Below are 16,759 nucleotides of genomic sequence, written 5' to 3' on the forward strand. Positions count from 1 at the left end.
ACACGGCTGTTCGGTGGCGGCCGCCGAGTGCGGTCACTCCCCCGAGCGCGCCAGGCGCAGCGTGATCAGCTGGAACGGACGCAAAGTCAACTTCACCACGCTCCCGTCCAGTTCCAGCTGCGGCGTATCGGCCGACGGTCGCTCCAGCAGATCGGTCGCCGTTGCTTCGACGGAGGGGAATCCGGCGGTGACGCCGACCCGGGCGCGACCGCCCCGGGACTCGTAGAGGCGTACCACGACATCGCCGCTCGCATCGTCCGCCAGCTTCACCGCGGAGATGACGACAGCGTCGTTGTCCACCGACACCAGCGGGGTCACCTCCCTGTCGCCCGCGACCCGCCGCTCCGGGAGGTTGATGCCAAAGCCCTCGCGGACCGCGTCGCCGATCGTCGCGCCCGGCACGAGGGCATGGCGGAATCGGTGCACGCCCTGGTCGGTCTCCGGGTCGGGGAAGCGCGGGGCACGCAGCAGCGAGACGCGGAGCGTGGTCGTCGTTCCGGAGTCGGACGCGCGGACGGTACGGGTGACGTCGTGGCCGTACGTCGAGTCGTTGACGAGCGCGACGCCCCAGCCGGGCTCCTCCATGTGCACGAACCGGTGGTTGCAGGCCTCGAACTTGGCCGCCTCCCAACTGGTGTTGGTGTGCGTGGCCCGGTGGAAATGACCGAACTGGGTCTCCGACGCATAGCGCTCGGCGTGGATGTCCAGCGGGAAGGACGCTTTGAGGAACTTCTCCGTCTCATGCCAGTCGACCTCGGTGTCGATGTCGAGGCGTTTGGCGCCCGCCGGCAGGGTCAGCAGCTGGGTGACCTTCGAGCCGCCGAAGCTGCGGACGACGCGCACCGCCGCCGATGTGCCGGTCACGACAGGGGTGATCTCGTCCGTGCCCGTCAGATCCGTGACGGTGTTGCGGTAGAACGCGTCGACATCCCACGCGTCCCACATGTTCGGGAAGTCGGGGTGGATCTGCAGCAGATTCGCCACCTCGCCGGGCGCCACCGCCTCGCGCTCCGCGCCGATGTCGTACGCGGACGTCACCAGGCCTCGTCCGTCGATCTCGACCTGAAGCAGGCCGTTGTCGAGGAGGAATCCGCCGTCCTCGCGCGGGGACACCTGGGTACTGCCGCCGACAGCCGCCACCGCGGCACCGCCGCCCGCGACACCGTGCCGTTCGTGCGGTGCGGAGTTGAAGACGAGGCTCCCGGTTCCGCCGCCCGCGAGCGCGCGCTGCGCCGCGTCGATGATGCCGTTCAGCTCCTCGGCGAGCACACCGTATGTCCTCTCGGCCTCCCGGTGCACCCAGGCGATGGACGAGCCCGGCAGGATGTCATGGAACTGGTGCAGCAGCACCGTCTTCCAGATCCGGTCCAACTCCTCGTACGGGTATGGGAATCCGGTCCGGACGGCAGCGGTGGCGGCCCACAGTTCGGCCTCGCGCAGCAGATGTTCGCTGCGGCGATTGCCCTGCTTGGTCCTCGCCTGGCTGGTGAGCGTGGCACGGTGCAGTTCCAGGTAGAGCTCGCCGACCCAGACGGGCGCGTTCGGGTATTCGGCCTCCGCCTTGGTGAAGAACTCCGTGGGGGTCTCCCACCGGACGGTCGCCGAGCCGTCGAGGTCGCGCAGCCGGGCCGCCTTGGCGACCATCTCGCGGGTGGTGCCGCCGCCTCCGTCGCCCCAGCCGGTCGGTGCGAGGGAGTGACGGGCGAAGCCTTTGTCCTTGAAGTTCTTCGCCGCGTGGGCGATCTCGCTGCCCCTCATCGAGCAGTTGTACGTATCGACCGGTGGGAAGTGCGTGAAGATCCGGGTTCCGTCGATACCCTCCCACCGGAATGTGTGGTGCGGGAACTTGTTCGTCTGCGACCACGAGATCTTCTGTGTCAGCAGCCACTTGGAGCCGGCCGCCTTGATGATCTGCGGGAGTCCGGCCGCGAAGCCGAAGGTGTCGGGCAGCCAGGCCTCGTCGTTCTCGATGCCGAACTCGTCCAGGAAGAACCGCTTCCCGTGCACGAACTGACGGGCCATCGCCTCCGAGCCCGGCATGTTCGTGTCGGACTCGACCCACATGCCGCCCGCCGGCACGAACCGCCCCTGCGCCACGGCCTCCTTGACCTTGGCGTAGACCTCGGGCCGGTGCTCCTTGATCCAGGCGAACTGCTGCGCCTGCGACATGGTGAAGATGAACTCCGGCTCGTCCTCGAGAAGAGCCGTCATGTTGGACGTCGTACGGGCGACCTTGCGTACCGTCTCGCGCAGCGGCCACAGCCAGGCGGTGTCGATATGGGCGTGGCCGATCGCGCTGATCCGGTGCGCCGATGGACCGGCGGGGGTGGAGAGCACTTCTTCGAGGCAGGAACGGGCCGCGGCAGCGGTGCCGTTCACGTCATGGAGGTCGATCGCGTCGAGGGCGTGGCCCACGGCCCGCAGGATGTCCCAGCGGCGGGCGCCCTCCTCGGGCAGCTCCTGCATCAGCTCGCCGAGCACCTCCAGGTCCAGGACCAGCTGCCACACGGTCTCGTCGAAGACGGCGAGATCCATGCGGGTCAGGGTGTACTGCGGGTCGGTGCCCGCGGTCTCCTTGTCGCCGAGCCGCGTCGGCAGGAAGGGGCGGTAGTCGAGGATCACAGGGTTGGAGGCGGCCTCGATGTGGAGACGCACCTCCTCGCCGCCTTCGACGGGCGCGCCGATGCGTACCCACTGGTTGCGCGGATTGAGTCCCTTCACCGGGGTGCCGTCGGCCCGGTAGACGAGGCCCTCGCACTGGAACCCCGGCATGTTCTCGTCGAAGCCGAGGTCGAGGATCGCCTCCACCGTCTTCCCGGCCCACGCGGCCGGCACGGTACCGGTGACCCGGAACCAGCTGGTTCCCCACGGAGCGCCCCACATGTCGCCGACCGTGATCGGCCCTGGTGAGGCGGCGAGTCCTTCGGCGACCGGGACGGGCTCGCCCGGCGCGTTCCAGACGGCCACCTCCAGCGGTACGGACTCGGGGTGGACGGCGGGGCGGATGCGCTCGTCGAGGACGCGCCGGAGGCGGGCTTCGACGAGGCTGCGGTCGTCATGCATGTGGGGCTGCTCCGAAGGTGTCGGTGGTGGTTACCCGGGGTGGACCGCGTTCGCGGGGGTCGATGTGGTGTAGAGCTCCCCGACCGCGCGCAGTTCGAACCGCGCCGACCGCTCACCCTGTTCGGGTTTCGGTCCGGGGACGAAGAAGGCTCGCTGGCAGGTTGCCCCGAGGAAGCGCCGTGTCCCGTCGGGCAGGACGCGGTGCAGTGTGTAGTGACGAACCGGCCCCGGGGCGCCCTGCCAGACGAAGCGCAAATCGCTGCCTGTGGTGGCGGTGATCCTCAGATCGGCCGGGGCGGCGGGGCTCTCTGCGTCCTTGTCGCGGACGGCCAGGGCGCCGAGCCGCCATTTCACGGGTCCGCTGCTCGCGGTGAGCCGGACACCGAGCGCGCGTACGGTCCCGGTCAGGCTGTTCAGTCGCACGGTCGAGGTGGTCCAGCCGCTGCCCGGGCCGGCGGTACCCACGGGGAGGTAGCTGTACGGAATGGGGGCGCCCGGCCCCGAGGGCTCGGCCACGGCGACCGCGAGCTCGACGGTGACCCGGCCGGCGTCGGCGCGGTGGGTGAGCTCGACGACCGTGTCCGGGGTGAGGGCGAGCCTGGTCGCGTACAGGTCCACCGTGGTGGGCGCAGTGAGCGAGCCGTCGACCAGCAGGCTGCTGCCTCCGTGCCAGGCATCGGCGAAGTCATGGGTGACCGAGGGGCGTTGGCCGCCGGTGCGCACCACCCATTGGCGGGACGGGAGGCGGTCCTGGACGCCGAGGTGGTTCCACTGCGTCTCCGACGTCACCTTGCCGCTCTCGTACCAGCGCAGTCCGTGGCCGGTGTTGAAGGTGGTCGCGAAGGGCACGGTGTCGACGGTCGAACGGTCGGCGACGGCGCGCGCCGGAGGCCGCCAGGCCTCGCCGGTGGCGGGTCGCGAAGGGTCGAGCGACTGTCCGCTCCAGAACCGGTCGTCGGCGGCGTGGAACTGGGCCGGGGTGCGGTCCGCGGGCAGGTGGTTGCGGGTCCATTCGGGACGGTAGAAGCCCAGCGACACGATGTCGGCCGTGTTCTCCGGGATGATGGCGTCCCAGTCGACCGGCCTGTTCCAGCCGTTCGCCTCGACGTCGACGCCCGCCCACAACTCGTAGCGACTGCGCCCGAGTTGCTGGGCGATCTGCCCGGAGGACGCCAGCGAGGACCGCGACCAGCGGAAGTCGACGAACATGGTGTCCGCGGCCCGGAAGAACGCCTTGTTGCGGTCGTTCAGCGCGCCCTGCCAGTTCACCGAGCCGTTCACGGTCATCGAGTCGTACCAGCAGACGCGCAGCCCCTTCGGCGTGCCCAGAGACTTCAGCTCCTGTACGAAGCCGAGCATGTCGGCCGCGAGTGTGCCGTTGCCGCCGCCGGTCTCCGCGTTGATGAACCAGCCGTCGAATCCGTACGCCGTCGCAACCGCGACGAGCCGCTCGGCGAGCGGGAATCTGCCGAAGGAGTCTTTCTGGACGAGGTCCCGGGTCCAGCGCAGATCGCCGCCGTAGGCCACGGGCGGCAGGAAGACATTGCCGAGGACGGGTACACCGTGACGGTGTGCCGCGTCCACGATCGGGGCGTTGGGCGCGAGGATCAGGCCCTCCCCCGACGAGCCGCCCCAGAAGACCAGCTCGTCCAGGTAGGACCAGTGGGTGAGGGCGTAGTAGTCGGCGGTGGCCGCGCCCTGGGAGGGGTTGCCGGCGGTGGGTCCGAAGGAGACAAGTGACTGGATGCGCGCCTGCCCGCCTCGTGCGGTGGCGTTGACCGGCGTGGGCGTGAACCGCCGGGCGAGCGGCACTGCGGACTTGTTGAACGCAAGGTCCGTGTCGTCCTCGGCGCGCCATGCCTTGAGGCTGCGCCAGGTGATGCCCTGGCCCGGGGTGCCCGAGGGGAACGAGTCGGGGTACCAGTAGGAGGCGTACGGTGTTCCGGCGGCTGCTTTCGTCGCGGCGGATGCCATGCGCGGCGAGAGGGCCGGGGTCACGGCTGCCGCCGCCGAGGCCAGCAGAAGTCCGCGTCGGCTGAGGTGTGGGGTCATGGTGCGCTCCGTTTCTCGACCTGTCCTCAATCGCCGGAGGGGCTGATATTCAGCCCCTCCGGCGATTGAGGAGCGGGGTCTGGGGCGGAGCCCCAGTTACGGGAAAAGGCGGGACGGGGAAAGGTCATGCGCCGACCTGCCCCGGGGTTACCACTTCGGTGATGCCGCGTGCAGCAAGATGCTCCTTGTCCTCCGCGCAGCCGGCGAGGACGGCCGTGGGCCGGACGCCCTCCCCCGTGAGCCGGGCGAAGGCCTCGAAGAAGGCGCCACCGGGTGCGCAGGTGGATCGCCGGGGCGCCGTCTCCTCGTCACCGGTGTCGACGACGAGCGCGGTGGTGCGCGGCGCGGGACTGTGTTCCTTCCCCCGCCACTCCTCGACGATGCGCGCGATCGCGCGGCCGGCCGGTTTGATCCGCCGGTCGTTGGTCAACAGACCGAGGCTGTACTCGAGTTCGGGAAAGTCCGCGAGCGAGCGGGACACATCGTGGGAGCACCACCAGGTGATTCCCCAGACGTCCTGGCAGTCCAGCGCGTGCGCCACGGTCGCTTCGGTGAAGTGGGCGGCGTGCTCGGCCGGGACGAGCGGCGCGGGTGCGCCGACCTCCTGCAGCCATACGGGCCGGTGCGGGTCGAGAGCCCAGGCTTTGGAGAGCTCGATCAGGTAGGCGGCGTGGTGCTCGGTCGCAACTCCCGTACGGCCGTGCCGCTGGGCGGTGCCGTTGAAGACCCAGGAGTGCACGGCGGTCACGGCGCCGATGCGTGCCGAGTGCGCGGGCGTGAACGGGTGGTCGTCCTGGTACCAGGCCGCGTCGTACTCGGCGTGCAGATGGAGCCTGCCGGGCGCCCCGGCCTCGCAGGCGTCCAGCAGCCGCCGCAGCCAACTCCCGGCCTGTTCGGCCGAGATGCGGTCCGGGTCGGGGTGCGGGCCGTCGGAGAACTGGTTGACCTCGTTGCCGACGGTCATGCCGATGAAGTTCGGCCGGTCGGCGAGCGCGGCCGCGAGCGTATGGAGGTACTCGGCCTGTCCCGATACGACATCGGGGTCGGTGAACATGTTCCGCCGGTGCCAGGTCCGGGTCCATGCGGGCAGGAAGTCGAAGCTCGACAAGTGCCCCTGCAGGCCGTCGACGTTGACGTCCAGACCGCGTTCGGCCGCCGCGTCGGCAAGCTGTACGAGCTGTTCGACGGCGCACGGGCGGATGAGGGTCCGGTTGGGCTGGAAGAGCGGCCAGAGCGGGAAGACCCGGATGTGGTCGAGGCCGAGGCCTGCGATCGAGTCCAGATCGGCGCGTACGGCGTCGGGGTCGAAGTCCAGCCAGTGGTGGAACCACCCCTGGCTGGGCGTGTAGTTGGCGCCGAAGCGCGGCACGGAAGAGCTCATACGGATGGGGTGTCCCGGTTCTGTGGTGCGGCACTCCGATCGGAGCCGGGCAGGTCAGCCCTTGACGGCGCCCTCGCCGACACCGCGGAAGAAGAAGCGCTGGAGACAGGCGAAGAGAACGATCAGCGGGAGTACGGCGATGACCGTGCCCGCGGCGACGAGTCGTTCATCGTTGGCGAAGGTGCCGTGCAGATAGTTCAGGCCGATGGTCAGGGTGAAGTTCTCCGGGTCGCTGAGGACGATCAGGGGCCACAGGAAGTCGTCCCAGGCGCCCATGAAGGCGAAGATGGCGACGACGGCGAGAGTGCCCTTGACCGACGGCAGGGCGATGCGCAGGAACCGCTGCCATGCGGTGGCCCCGTCGACGAATGCCGCCTCCTCCACCTCGTGCGGGAGGTTCAGGAAGGCGTTGCGCATCAGCAGGACGTTCATCGCGGCGATGCAGCCGGGCAGGAGCACGGCGATCAGGGTGTTGTTCAGGCCGAGGTCCCGCATGGTGGTGAACTGGGCGATGATGATGCCCTCGACGGGGACGAGCATCGCGAGGATGAACACCAGGGTCGCGGCCCTGCGTCCGCGGTAGCGCATCCGGGCGAGGGCATAGCCTGCCAGTGCGGAGCCGACGCAGTTGGTCAGCACATTGGCGGCGGCGACCTTCAGCGAGTTCAGCGCGTAGTCCCAGACCGGGATGGTGCGGGCGACGCGCGCGTAGTTGTCCAGTGTCGGCTCGCCCGGCAGGAATGTCGGCGGTGAGCTGAAGATGTCCTCGTGCGGGCCCTTGAGCGAGGTGGACAGCTGCCACAGGAAAGGCCCGACGGTCAGCGCCAGTACGGCGAGCAGCAAACCGTAACGGAGTACGAGCTGCCAGCCGGGGATGCGCCTGCCGTCCGCGTCCGTGATCTTCGTGAGGCTCATGCGTCCTCCTTGCGGTCGGCGCGGAGCACCAGCAGCATCAGCGCGACGGTAACCACGAAGACGACCACCGAGATGGCGGAGGCGTAGCCGACGCGGCCGGTCAGACCGGTGCCGACGCGCTGGACGAGCATCACGAGCGTGGTGTCCTCGCCGGCCGGACCGCCGCTGGGACCCGCCATCAGATAGACCTCGGAGAAGACCTTGAAAGAGGCGACCGAGGAGAGCGCGCCGACGAGGACCATGGTGGAGCGGACCGCGGGGACGGTGACGGTGCGGAAGCGGCGTACGGCGCCCGCTCCGTCGACGGCGGCGGCCTCGTGCAGTTCGCGGGGGACGTTGGCCAGCGCCGCCAGATAAATAATCATGTAGTAGCCGAGGCCCTTCCAGACCGTGACCGCCATCGCGCTGCCGAGCAGCAGCCACTGGTCGCTGAGAAAGCCGACCTTGCCGACGCCGACCGCCTCGAGAACCGAGTTGATCAGTCCTCGGTCGTCGAGCATCCACACCCAGATCAGGCCGACCACGACGATGGAGGCGACGACCGGGGTGTAGAAGGCCGAACGGAAGAAGGTGATGCCGGGGATGTGCCGCTGTACGAGCATCGCCAGCAGCAGCGGCAGGATCACCAGGGCGGGGACAACGCCGAGGACGTACAGAGTGCTGTTGCGCAGCCCGATCCAGAACATCTCGTCGTCGAGCAGTTCCCGGAAGTTGGCGAGGCCCACGTACTGGCCGGGGACCAGGGTGCGGCGGTCGGTGAAGGCGTTGACCAGGGTGCTGAAGAACGGATACAGGCTGAAGGCGCCGACGATCAGGAGGCCTGGCGCCGCGAACAGCCAAGGGCTGGAGGGAAGTTGGCGCCTGACCCCATGGGCGGGCCGGCGGCCGGCGGAGCCGGGGCTCCGGACGGCCGTGCCCGCCGTGGTGAGATCCGGCGAGATCGCCTCGGAGGTGGTGGAGGTCTTCATCGCGGAATCGGCTCAGCTCTGCCGCAGCAGCCGGTCACACGCATTGACAGCGTTGTCAAGCGCTTCTTTGGGGCTCTGCTTGCCCTGCAGCGCCCGGGCGACCGCGTTGCGCAGCTCCGTCTTCATCTGCTCGCTGAACAGCGCCGGTGTGTAATTGACCGCCGTCTTCAGGGACTTGGCGGCCGCGATGCGCACCCGGGTCACATCGGTGCCGTCCTCCTTGGTGAAGTACGGGTCGTCGAGCGATCCCGCGGTGCTCGGGAAGATGGCGACCTTCCGGGCGAACTCCATCTGACGGGTCGCGTCCGTCACGAAGTGGGCGAACGCGACGGCGGCGGGCTTCTGCCGGGACCGGGAGTTCACCATGACGCCCATGACATACATATTGGCCTTGCCCGTGCTGCTGACCTGGTCGGTGATCCCAATGTTCTTGTAGAGGCCCGGGGCCTGCTTCCTGAAGTTCTCCAGATCCAGCGCGCTGCCCGGATTCATGGCGACGGACTCGGTCAGGAACTTGTGGCCCGACGACTCGGGGGTCGCGGTCAGCGCCTGCGGATCGAGCGCCTTGGCGTCGTACAACTCCTTGTAATGGGTGAGGAGTTCCACGCCCTTGGCGTCGTTGAAGGCGAAGCCGGTGCCTTCCTTGTTCATCAGCGGCACGCCGTAGCGGCCGAAGTCCTCGATGGTGGGCACGTTCGCGAGGGTCGCGATCTTCCCCTTGCTCTTCCCCGCCATCTTCAGCCCGGCGTCGAAGACCTCGCCGTAGGTATTCGGGGGCTTCTCGGCATCGAGTCCGGCGTCCTTGAAGAGACGCTTGTTGTAGAAGAGCGGGCCGGTGTTGAGGTACCAGGGGAAGGCGTAGATGCCGTCGATGCCCGGTATGCGGTGGCTCTGCCAGGCGCCCTGCAGATACTCCTCGCGGTACTTCGACGCCGCCTTGTCGAGATCGAGCGCGAGCCCGGCCTTGGCCAGCGGGGCCACCAGGTCCGGGGAGACATTGACGACGTCGGGCAGCGTATTGCCGGCGGCATCGGCGCTGATCTTGTCGGCGTAGCCCTCCGCGGGCCGGTCGACCCACTTCACCTCGGTGCCCGGGTACTTCTTCTCGAAGGCTGCGATGACTCCGTTGAAGTAGTCCTTGAAGTTGGCCTGCAGGTTCCAGGTCTGGAAGGTGATCCTGCCGTCCACCTTGCCGGAGGCATCGGACGAGTCGGCGCCGGATCCGCCGCCGCAGGCACTGAGCGGCAGGACGGTGGCGAGGACGGCGGCAGCGGCGAGTGCCCTGCGGGGAATGCGCACGGTGAACGGCTCCTTTGCTCGGACCAGTCGTGCAGACCTTGCAAGTGAACCGTTGGCCACGTCAATACATTCGCTGGAACTAATGCCAGCTCGCCAACATTAGTGCAGTTCAGGAGCGTGCGGACAGATATTTGCATTGATCGACTAATGCGCTTTAGAGTGATGATGCTCAAGCGCATTAGCAAGCAGCGGGAAAGAGGCACGGATGGCAGCGAATACCCCGTCCCGCAAGGACCCGTCGCCGACCAGGCGCGCTCCCGCCCGCCGTCCGACGATGAAGGACATCGCTCAGCGTGCCGGGGTGTCGGAGAGCGCCGTGTCCTTCGCGCTCAACGACCGGCCCGGTGTCTCGGAGATCACCCGTGACCGGATCCGGCGCGTCGCCGAACAGCTGGGCTGGCGGCCGAGCACGGCGGCCCGCGCACTGTCCGGCGAAGGCTCGGCGACGGTCGGCCTGGTGCTGGCACGGCCGGCCGAGACGCTGGGCGTGGACTCGTTCTTCCTGCAGCTGATCTCCGGTATCCAGGAGATCCTGGCGGAGCGTCAACTCGGCCTGCTCTTCCAGGTAGTGGAGAACGTGCCGGCCGAGTGCGCGGTCTACCGCCGCTGGTGGGCCGAGCACCGGGTCGACGGTGTCCTCGTGGTCGACCCGAGGACCGAGGACCCGCGTCCGGAGCTCCTGGACGAACTGGGCCTGCCCGGCGTCGTTATCGGCGGGCTGCCGGACACCCATCCCAATCTGTCGCAGGTACGCGCCGACGACACCGGAGCGATGGCTTCCGTCGTGGGCCGGCTGTACGAGCTGGGGCACCGGCGGATCGTGCATATCGCGGGCCTGCCGTCCCTCGCCCACACCGACCGGCGCATCCGCTCGTTGCGCGCCGAGGCCGGCCGACGCGGGCTGACCGAGGTCCGATCGCTGGCCACGGACTACTCCGACACCGAGGGCGCCGCGGTGACCCGCCGGGTGCTGGAGGGGAGCACTCCGCCCACCGCACTCATCTACGACAACGATGTGATGGCGGCGGCCGGAGCGGCCGTCACGACGGCCCTTGGCCTCTCCGTCCCCGGCGACGTGTCGATCGTCTCGTGGGAGGACTCCGTGCTGTGCCGCATGGTCCATCCCTGGCTGACGGCACTCTCCCGGGACACGGTCGCTTTCGGGCGGCTCGCCGCACAGGAACTGACCGCTCTGCTCGACGGCGGCGCGGCCCGGTCGGTACAGGTGCCGCTCCCCCGGCTGATCGAGCGGGAGAGTACGGCGCCCACCGGAGACGACCCCGCCGGCGGCGTGTTCTAGACGTCCCGGCCGGCCTGCGGGAGTTCTAGAACACGCCGTGGCGCGGAGTGCCGTCGGCCGTGGCCGGGGTTTTCCCGGAGGGCAGGGTCTGCTCGGCCCAGATGGTCTTGCCGGTGGATGTGTAGCGCGTTCCCCAATGCTGGGTCAGCTGTGCGATGAGGAAGAGACCTCGGCCGCCTTCGTCCTCGATGCCGGCCTGCCGCAGATTGGGTGAGGTGTGTCCCGTGTCGGACACCTCGCAGATCAGGGCCTGGTCGCGGATGAGCCGCAGTTGGATCGGTCCGGCGGCGTATCTGATGGCATTGGTGACGAGCTCGCTCACCACCAGTTCGGTGGTGAAGGTAAGGGCGTCCAGTCCCCATGCGCCGACCTGCTCGGTGGCCGCGGCCCGGACGCGGCCGACCTCCTCCGGATCCGCGGTCACTTCCCACTCGGCCACCTGGTGGCGGCCCAGCTTCTGCGTACGTACGAGCAGCAGCGCGGCATCGTCGTCCACGGGGCCCGGCAGCAGCGCGGCAACCGCCCGGTCGCACAGCTCGTCAAGCGGGCGTCGATGCTGACTGAGGACTGCGCTGAGCGTATCGAGCTGGGCGTCGAGATCCCGGACGGAGCTCCGGACCAGGCCGTCGGTGAACAAGGCGATGAGGCTGCCTTCCGGCAGTTTCATCTCCACGCTCTCGAAAGGCAGTCCGCCCAGGCCGAGGGGCGGACCCGCGGGAAGGTCGGGGAGGGTGACGGAGCCGGCGCCGGGGTCGACGACGGCGGGAGGCGCATGACCGGCCCGCGCCATTCGGCACACTCCGGACACCGGGTCGTACACGGCGTACAGGCATGTCACTCCGAGCGCTTCGTCGTGGGGCACCTGTTCGCCCTCGACAAGGACGGCCGCCCGCTCGTTGGCGCCCTGCCCGACCATGTCGTCGAGGCGCGTGAGTAGCTCCTCCGGCGCGAGGTCCAGCCGGGCCAGCACCCGTACGCTCGTACGCAGACGGCCCATGGTGGCGGCGGCGCGCAGCCCGTGACCGACCACATCTCCCACGACCAGGCCCACCCGCGCGCCCGGCAGAGCGATGACGTCGAACCAGTCGCCGCCCACCCCGGCCCTGCTGTCCGCGGGCAGATAGCGGTACGCCAGCTCTACCGCCGTCAGCTGCGCCAGATTCTGCGGCAGCAGACTGCGCTGGAGCATGAGGGCCGCGGCGTGCTCACGGGTGAAACGGCGGGCGTTGTCGATGCATACGGCGGTCCTCGCGACCAGCTCGTCGGCCACGGCCAGCTCACCGGGATCGAATGGGGCGTGGTGGCGCTCCCGCATGAAGGTGACCAGCCCCAAGGTGGATCCTTCGGCCCGCAGCGGGACGACCAGCCGCGAGCGGGACGGCAGTTGCCCGTCACCGCGCTCCGTATCCGCCGGGCGGTCCAGCACCGGACGGCCCGAGGACAGGCTGCGTGCCTGGGGCGAATCCGGCGGGTAGTCGATTCGCTCCCGTCCCGCGGGCCGCGCTCCTTCCGGGCCTGCCCGCTCGGTTCCCGGCCCGTCCCAGACCCGGACCACGTCGCCCCCGTGCGCGTCTCCCGGCGTGGGCTGATCACCTTCCAGCACGGCCTCCAGGAGGTCGACCGTGACCGTGTCGGCGAACTGCGGGACGGTGACCGCGCAGAGTTCCTGCGCCGTACGGGCCATGTCCAGGGTCGTACCCACCTGTCCACCGGCCCGCACCAGGAGATCCAGCCGCTGCTGCGCGAGATAGCGGTCGGTGATGTCCACGCTCTCCTCGCACACGCCCAGCGTGACGCCCCGGGCGTCCTGGAGCCGGTAGTACGAACAGGACCAGACGTGGTCGTGCTCCGGGTCCACGGGCGGGCGGCCGCTGTAGTCGAGCTCGATGACCGGCTCGCCGGTGGCGAGGACCCGCCGCATGATCTCCTCCAGAGTCGGCGGATACCCCGGGGACAGGACCTTGCCATGGGTCACCATCTCGTCAGGGCCCAGGCCGACGTACTCCGAGGTACCCATCTCCTGGCGCAGGGCGGAGTTCGTCCACACCACCAGCAGATCCGTGTCGTACACCGCCAGACCGACGGGTGACTCGGTCGCCAGCCCCCTGAGCATCGACTGCAGGGACTCCCACTCCTCCATCTCCTCCGCATCGGCCACCGCCACGAGCCGGGCGGGCCCGGCGCCCTTGTGGGTCAGCGAATGCGTTGCCGTCATGACGCGGACGGTATGGCCGTCCCGGTGACGCATATGGAGCACCTGACGGCCGTCATCGTCCCCGCCCGCCAGGTCTGCCGCCGCGGGGATGTCACCGGCAGGCTCCACCAGCAGGGCCCCGATCGAGCGCTGAAGCACCTCCTCGGGCGGGTATCCGAGCAGCCCCTGCGCCTTCGGACTCCATCCGACGACCGTGCCGTCGGCATCGAGTACGGCCGTGGCTGCCCTGGTGACATCGAGCGGGCCACGGAAGCCGGCGTCCTCGGCTGCCCTCGCTATGCTCATGGCGCCTGCCTCGGGACGTCGGTCCAGCGGGCGGCGAGCAGCAGCGCGATGTCGTCGGGCCTGTCGGTGGCCTGCCTGGCCTCGCTGATCAGCCGGTCCGCCGTATCGGCGAGAGGGCACGAACCGACTTCGGCGAGTGTGCTGCGCAGCCGCTCGATGCCGAGGTCGATGTCGATTCCCGCCTGCTCCACCAGTCCGTCGGTGTAGAGAGCCAGCACGGCTCCCGGCGCGAGCCGCATTTTGGTGACGGGGTAGGCCGCCTCGACGTCGACGCCGAGCACGACGCCGCCGGGGAGTTCGAGGACCTCGGTCCTGCCGTCGGGATGGCGCAGCAGAGGCTGGGGGTGCCCGGCCCGTACGGCCTGCGTGGATCCGGATTTCGGGTCGAGGACGATATAGCAGCAGCTGGCGAACTGGCCGGGATCGAGGTCGATGAGCAGCCGGTTGGTGCCGCTCATCACCTCCTGCGGGTCATGCCCGCTGAGCGCGAAGGCACGTACGGCACAGCGCAGTTGGCCCATGGTGGCGGCGGCGGAGACTCCGTGTCCCTGTACATCGCCGATGACCAGGGCCAGCTCCCCGCCGCCGGTCTCTACGACGTCGTACCAGTCGCCCCCGACTTCCATGCCCTGGGTGCCGGGGAGGTACCGCCCGACAGTGTCGACAAATTGGAGTACGGGCAGCCGGTTCGGCAGCAGGGCGTCCTGCAGGCCGCGCGCGAGTGCGGCTTCGGTGTCGTAGCGCTGGGCTCGCTGGAGGGCCTGCGCGATGAGTCCGGCGAGTGCGGTGAGGACCGTGCGCTCTTCCGGGCTGAAGCCGCGCGGATGGTCGAAGCCTAGGATGCAGGAGCCGACGGGGCGTCCCGAGGCGATCAGTGGCAGGAAAGCCCGGGCGCCGACGTTCGCGTCCATGGGGATGCCGGGGTAGGCGGCGGACAGACGCTCCATGGACTCGAAGAAGATGGGGCGGCCGGAGGTGAGCGTCTCGACGCCGGGCAGCCGGGCGTCGAGCGGGACGCCGTCGAACCGGTCGAGGAACCCCTTCGGGAAGCCGGTCTCCCAGGCCAGGTAGAGATGCATTTCGTTCAGCAGGTAGATCGCCAGTTGACGACCGCCGAAGGCGGGCAGCAGTTCGTCCGTGACCACGGCGGACACCTGGCGGGCTGTGACGGCTTCCGTCAGCGCGATGGCCAGGGCGACCGGGCGGTACAGCGCCGACGCACGGTCGGTCGGGGAGCCGAGAACGGCGCCCGGCCTGACCATGGACCCTGGCGTGGCCGGTCCTTCTGCCGGGGCCAGTGTGAGGGTCAGGCCGTCGTGGCCGGGATAGAGGGAGACAGCCAGCCACTCCTTGGGCCCCCGACGGGCCCTGAAGTGGACGGGGTCGTACGACAGCAGGGCCGCCCGGTAGTCGTCGTCGTAGGCAGGGTCCCCGCACCACGGCAGGGCCTCCCACAGGACACGTCCTATCAGCTCGGACCGTGCGTGACCGAGCAGAGTCTCCGCGGTGCGGTTGACGTGGGTGATCCGCCCGAGCCGGTCGAGCGACAAGATGCCTCGCGGGAGCCGGTCGGTCACCTCGGCCACGACCGGCCCGGTCCCGAGGTCCGCCAGGAAACCGGTCAGGTGGCTGCCCGGACCGTCGCCGGGCTGCTGGGTGCGGCGGCCCGAGAGTTCGAGCACATGCAGCCGTCCGCCCGGTCCGCGCAGCCGCATCCTGCGCGACACCCGCCCGCCCGACCGGGCCGCCTGGGCGAAGGCCCGCAGTCCGTACCTGTCCTCCGGCGCCAGACGCTCCGCCAGAGCCTCGACGGTGCCGGTGAAGCCCGCCGGGTCGGTGCCGAGGATCGCGCACAGCTCTTCGTCGGCGATCACGGCACCGCTGTCGAGGTCCCAGTCGAAGTAGCCGATCCGCACCGGTGGGCCGGTGGCGGCGGGCAATTGGGCGGACGTCGGTTCACCGTCCCACTCGACGAGCGCTCCGTTCGCGCTCAGCCCCGCCAGAGCGGTTCCGAGGCGCCTCGCGGCGGTGTGCATCCGGCGGCGGTCGGAGTGGTCGACCGGGTGTCCGGGCGTGGCGGGCCGCAGCACCACCAGCACGCCGAACTTCTCGCCGCCGCTGACGACAGGCGCGTACAGCGAGCCGAAAGGGAACGGCAGGCCCGCCATGAGCTGCGGGAACCGGCGCATGGCCTCCTCGGCGTCGCCGAGGTGGACAGCCTGGCCGGAGCGGTGTGCCTCGGCCACCGGGAACGGGCGGTTCACATGCATCCGCCACCAGGGTCGGAACAGCCGGCCGGGCAGCCCGGCGAGCACGGCCAGGCGCAGCAGCCCCGGCGTCCGGGAGCGCAGATAGACGCCACCGGCGGTCCCGCCGACTGCTTCGATCGCGCCCACCGCGGCTTGCGCGAGCACCAGGGACAGCTCGTCCGGAGCTCGGCCGCTGCTGTTCAGTCTCCCGGGCATGGCCCCACTCTTGCGCTGCGGGGTGTACCCGGCCGCGCCGTACCAGGTCACACAGCCAGCATGCTCCCCGGCAGCCGTGCCGCGCATCTCATTGCTCTCTTCCGTCCGCACCGCCGGGAGCGCACGCCGGGCCGGCCGTCTCGGTGCATGGCATCGCCCGGCCACACGGCGAGGCCCCGCCGCCGAAGCGGCGGGGCCCAGCCCTCTCCGGGCGCTGAGGACGCTGAGCTGAAGGGCGCTGAGGGCACTGAGGCCGTCAGCGCATCGGGTCGATGTTCGGGCCCGCGGGGCCGGCCGCCGAGCGGGCGCGAGTACGGGTGCGAGTACGCGCGAGACCGCTACGGCTGTCGTCCATGGCGGCCATGGCCAGGCCGAGCAGCAGGGCCACGACGCCGACGATGATGTTGTTGATGATGCTGCGCATCGTATCGACGTTGCCGGACACGACCCACGGAGAAATGATCGTCCATGCTCCGATGGCTATGGCGCACCAGGCCATGGCGTGGGTCCGCTCATATGCGGAGCCGAACCCGCCCATGCATATGGCGTAGGCAACGCCGGTGATCAGATTGCACACGGCCAGAGTGGTGAGGCCGTTGAACCCGACTATCCATGGTGAGGCGGCCAGGTACAGCCCCGTGAGCAGGGCCAGGGTCTCGATCGCCTGGGCGCGGGGAGTGGTGGTCGCCCGTTCGAACCGAGATCGCATCTCGGCCAGGTCGGGGTGTTGCTCAATGCTCGGATGGGTGGTCATGCGGGCCGCCTCCTATAGAAGCCTTTATCTGCCCTTTAAGTCCATGAAACGCTTACCTGGCA

The 16,759-nt window shown here is 69.6% G+C and carries 10 protein-coding genes; 1 reads left to right on the forward strand and 9 read right to left on the reverse strand.

Going from position 1 to position 16,759, the window contains the following annotated elements:
- Nucleotides 1-33: 33 nt before the first annotated feature.
- The 6 genes from OG966_RS04250 to OG966_RS04275 all read right to left on the reverse strand — a co-directional run bounded on the left by OG966_RS04250 (nucleotide 34) and on the right by OG966_RS04275 (nucleotide 9,678).
- On the reverse strand, nucleotides 34-3,063 hold the full coding sequence (locus OG966_RS04250; RefSeq protein WP_326648011.1) for an alpha-mannosidase: 3,030 nt from the start codon (nucleotides 3,061-3,063) through the stop codon (nucleotides 34-36).
- 30 nt (nucleotides 3,064-3,093) lie between these two features.
- Nucleotides 3,094-5,115: an endo-beta-N-acetylglucosaminidase gene (locus OG966_RS04255; RefSeq protein ID WP_326648013.1), complete on the reverse strand. Its 2,022-nt coding sequence runs from the start codon at nucleotides 5,113-5,115 to the stop codon at nucleotides 3,094-3,096.
- A 124-nt stretch (nucleotides 5,116-5,239) separates the two neighbouring features.
- Nucleotides 5,240-6,496 carry a glycoside hydrolase 5 family protein gene (locus OG966_RS04260; protein WP_326648014.1) on the reverse strand — a complete coding sequence of 419 codons (1,257 nt, stop codon included), beginning with the start codon at nucleotides 6,494-6,496 and terminating at the stop codon, nucleotides 5,240-5,242.
- 54 nt (nucleotides 6,497-6,550) lie between these two features.
- Complete coding sequence (locus OG966_RS04265; protein WP_326648015.1) at nucleotides 6,551-7,411, reverse strand: carbohydrate ABC transporter permease; 861 nt, start codon at nucleotides 7,409-7,411, stop codon at nucleotides 6,551-6,553.
- Complete coding sequence (locus tag OG966_RS04270; protein WP_326648016.1) at nucleotides 7,408-8,379, reverse strand: carbohydrate ABC transporter permease; 972 nt, start codon at nucleotides 8,377-8,379, stop codon at nucleotides 7,408-7,410. The genes OG966_RS04265 and OG966_RS04270 overlap by 4 nt, the downstream gene beginning before the upstream one ends.
- A 12-nt stretch (nucleotides 8,380-8,391) precedes the next feature.
- A complete protein-coding gene (locus OG966_RS04275; RefSeq protein WP_326648017.1) occupies nucleotides 8,392-9,678 on the reverse strand; it encodes an ABC transporter substrate-binding protein in 1,287 nt (428 codons plus the stop codon).
- 205 nt (nucleotides 9,679-9,883) lie between these two features.
- On the opposite strand from OG966_RS04275, the gene OG966_RS04280 reads away from it, so the two are divergent.
- Nucleotides 9,884-10,978: a LacI family DNA-binding transcriptional regulator gene (locus OG966_RS04280; protein ID WP_442806660.1), complete on the forward strand. Its 1,095-nt coding sequence runs from the start codon at nucleotides 9,884-9,886 to the stop codon at nucleotides 10,976-10,978.
- A gap of 25 nt (nucleotides 10,979-11,003) precedes the next feature.
- Here OG966_RS04280 and OG966_RS04285 read toward each other — a convergent pair whose 3' ends face one another.
- The 3 genes from OG966_RS04285 to OG966_RS04295 form a co-directional block, all read right to left on the reverse strand.
- The gene (locus OG966_RS04285) at nucleotides 11,004-13,478 is read right to left on the reverse strand and encodes a SpoIIE family protein phosphatase (protein WP_326648018.1); all 2,475 of its coding nucleotides are present in this window, start codon (nucleotides 13,476-13,478) and stop codon (nucleotides 11,004-11,006) included.
- Entirely contained in the window at nucleotides 13,475-16,030 is a 2,556-nt protein-coding gene (locus tag OG966_RS04290; protein ID WP_406733966.1) for a SpoIIE family protein phosphatase, read from the reverse strand. Before OG966_RS04290 ends, OG966_RS04285 begins: the two co-directional genes overlap by 4 nt.
- A gap of 169 nt (nucleotides 16,031-16,199) precedes the next feature.
- On the reverse strand, nucleotides 16,200-16,697 hold the full coding sequence (locus tag OG966_RS04295; protein ID WP_326648020.1) for an SPW repeat protein: 498 nt from the start codon (nucleotides 16,695-16,697) through the stop codon (nucleotides 16,200-16,202).
- Between the last annotated feature and the right edge of the window lie 62 nt (nucleotides 16,698-16,759).

The sequence above is a fragment of the Streptomyces sp. NBC_01750 genome (assembly GCF_035918095.1).
Taxonomy (GTDB): domain Bacteria; phylum Actinomycetota; class Actinomycetes; order Streptomycetales; family Streptomycetaceae; genus Streptomyces.

Coding starts and splice junctions, on each gene's coding strand:
- OG966_RS04250 (WP_326648011.1), bottom strand. CDS start 3,063: ATGCATGACGACCGCAGCCTCGTCGAAGCCCGCCTCCGGCGCGTCCTC.
- OG966_RS04255 (WP_326648013.1), bottom strand. CDS start 5,115: ATGACCCCACACCTCAGCCGACGCGGACTTCTGCTGGCCTCGGCGGCG.
- OG966_RS04260 (WP_326648014.1), bottom strand. CDS start 6,496: ATGAGCTCTTCCGTGCCGCGCTTCGGCGCCAACTACACGCCCAGCCAG.
- OG966_RS04265 (WP_326648015.1), bottom strand. CDS start 7,411: ATGAGCCTCACGAAGATCACGGACGCGGACGGCAGGCGCATCCCCGGC.
- OG966_RS04270 (WP_326648016.1), bottom strand. CDS start 8,379: ATGAAGACCTCCACCACCTCCGAGGCGATCTCGCCGGATCTCACCACG.
- OG966_RS04280 (WP_442806660.1), top strand. CDS start 9,884: ATGGCAGCGAATACCCCGTCCCGCAAGGACCCGTCGCCGACCAGGCGC.
- OG966_RS04285 (WP_326648018.1), bottom strand. CDS start 13,478: ATGAGCATAGCGAGGGCAGCCGAGGACGCCGGCTTCCGTGGCCCGCTC.
- OG966_RS04290 (WP_406733966.1), bottom strand. CDS start 16,030: ATGCGCGGCACGGCTGCCGGGGAGCATGCTGGCTGTGTGACCTGGTAC.
- OG966_RS04295 (WP_326648020.1), bottom strand. CDS start 16,697: ATGACCACCCATCCGAGCATTGAGCAACACCCCGACCTGGCCGAGATG.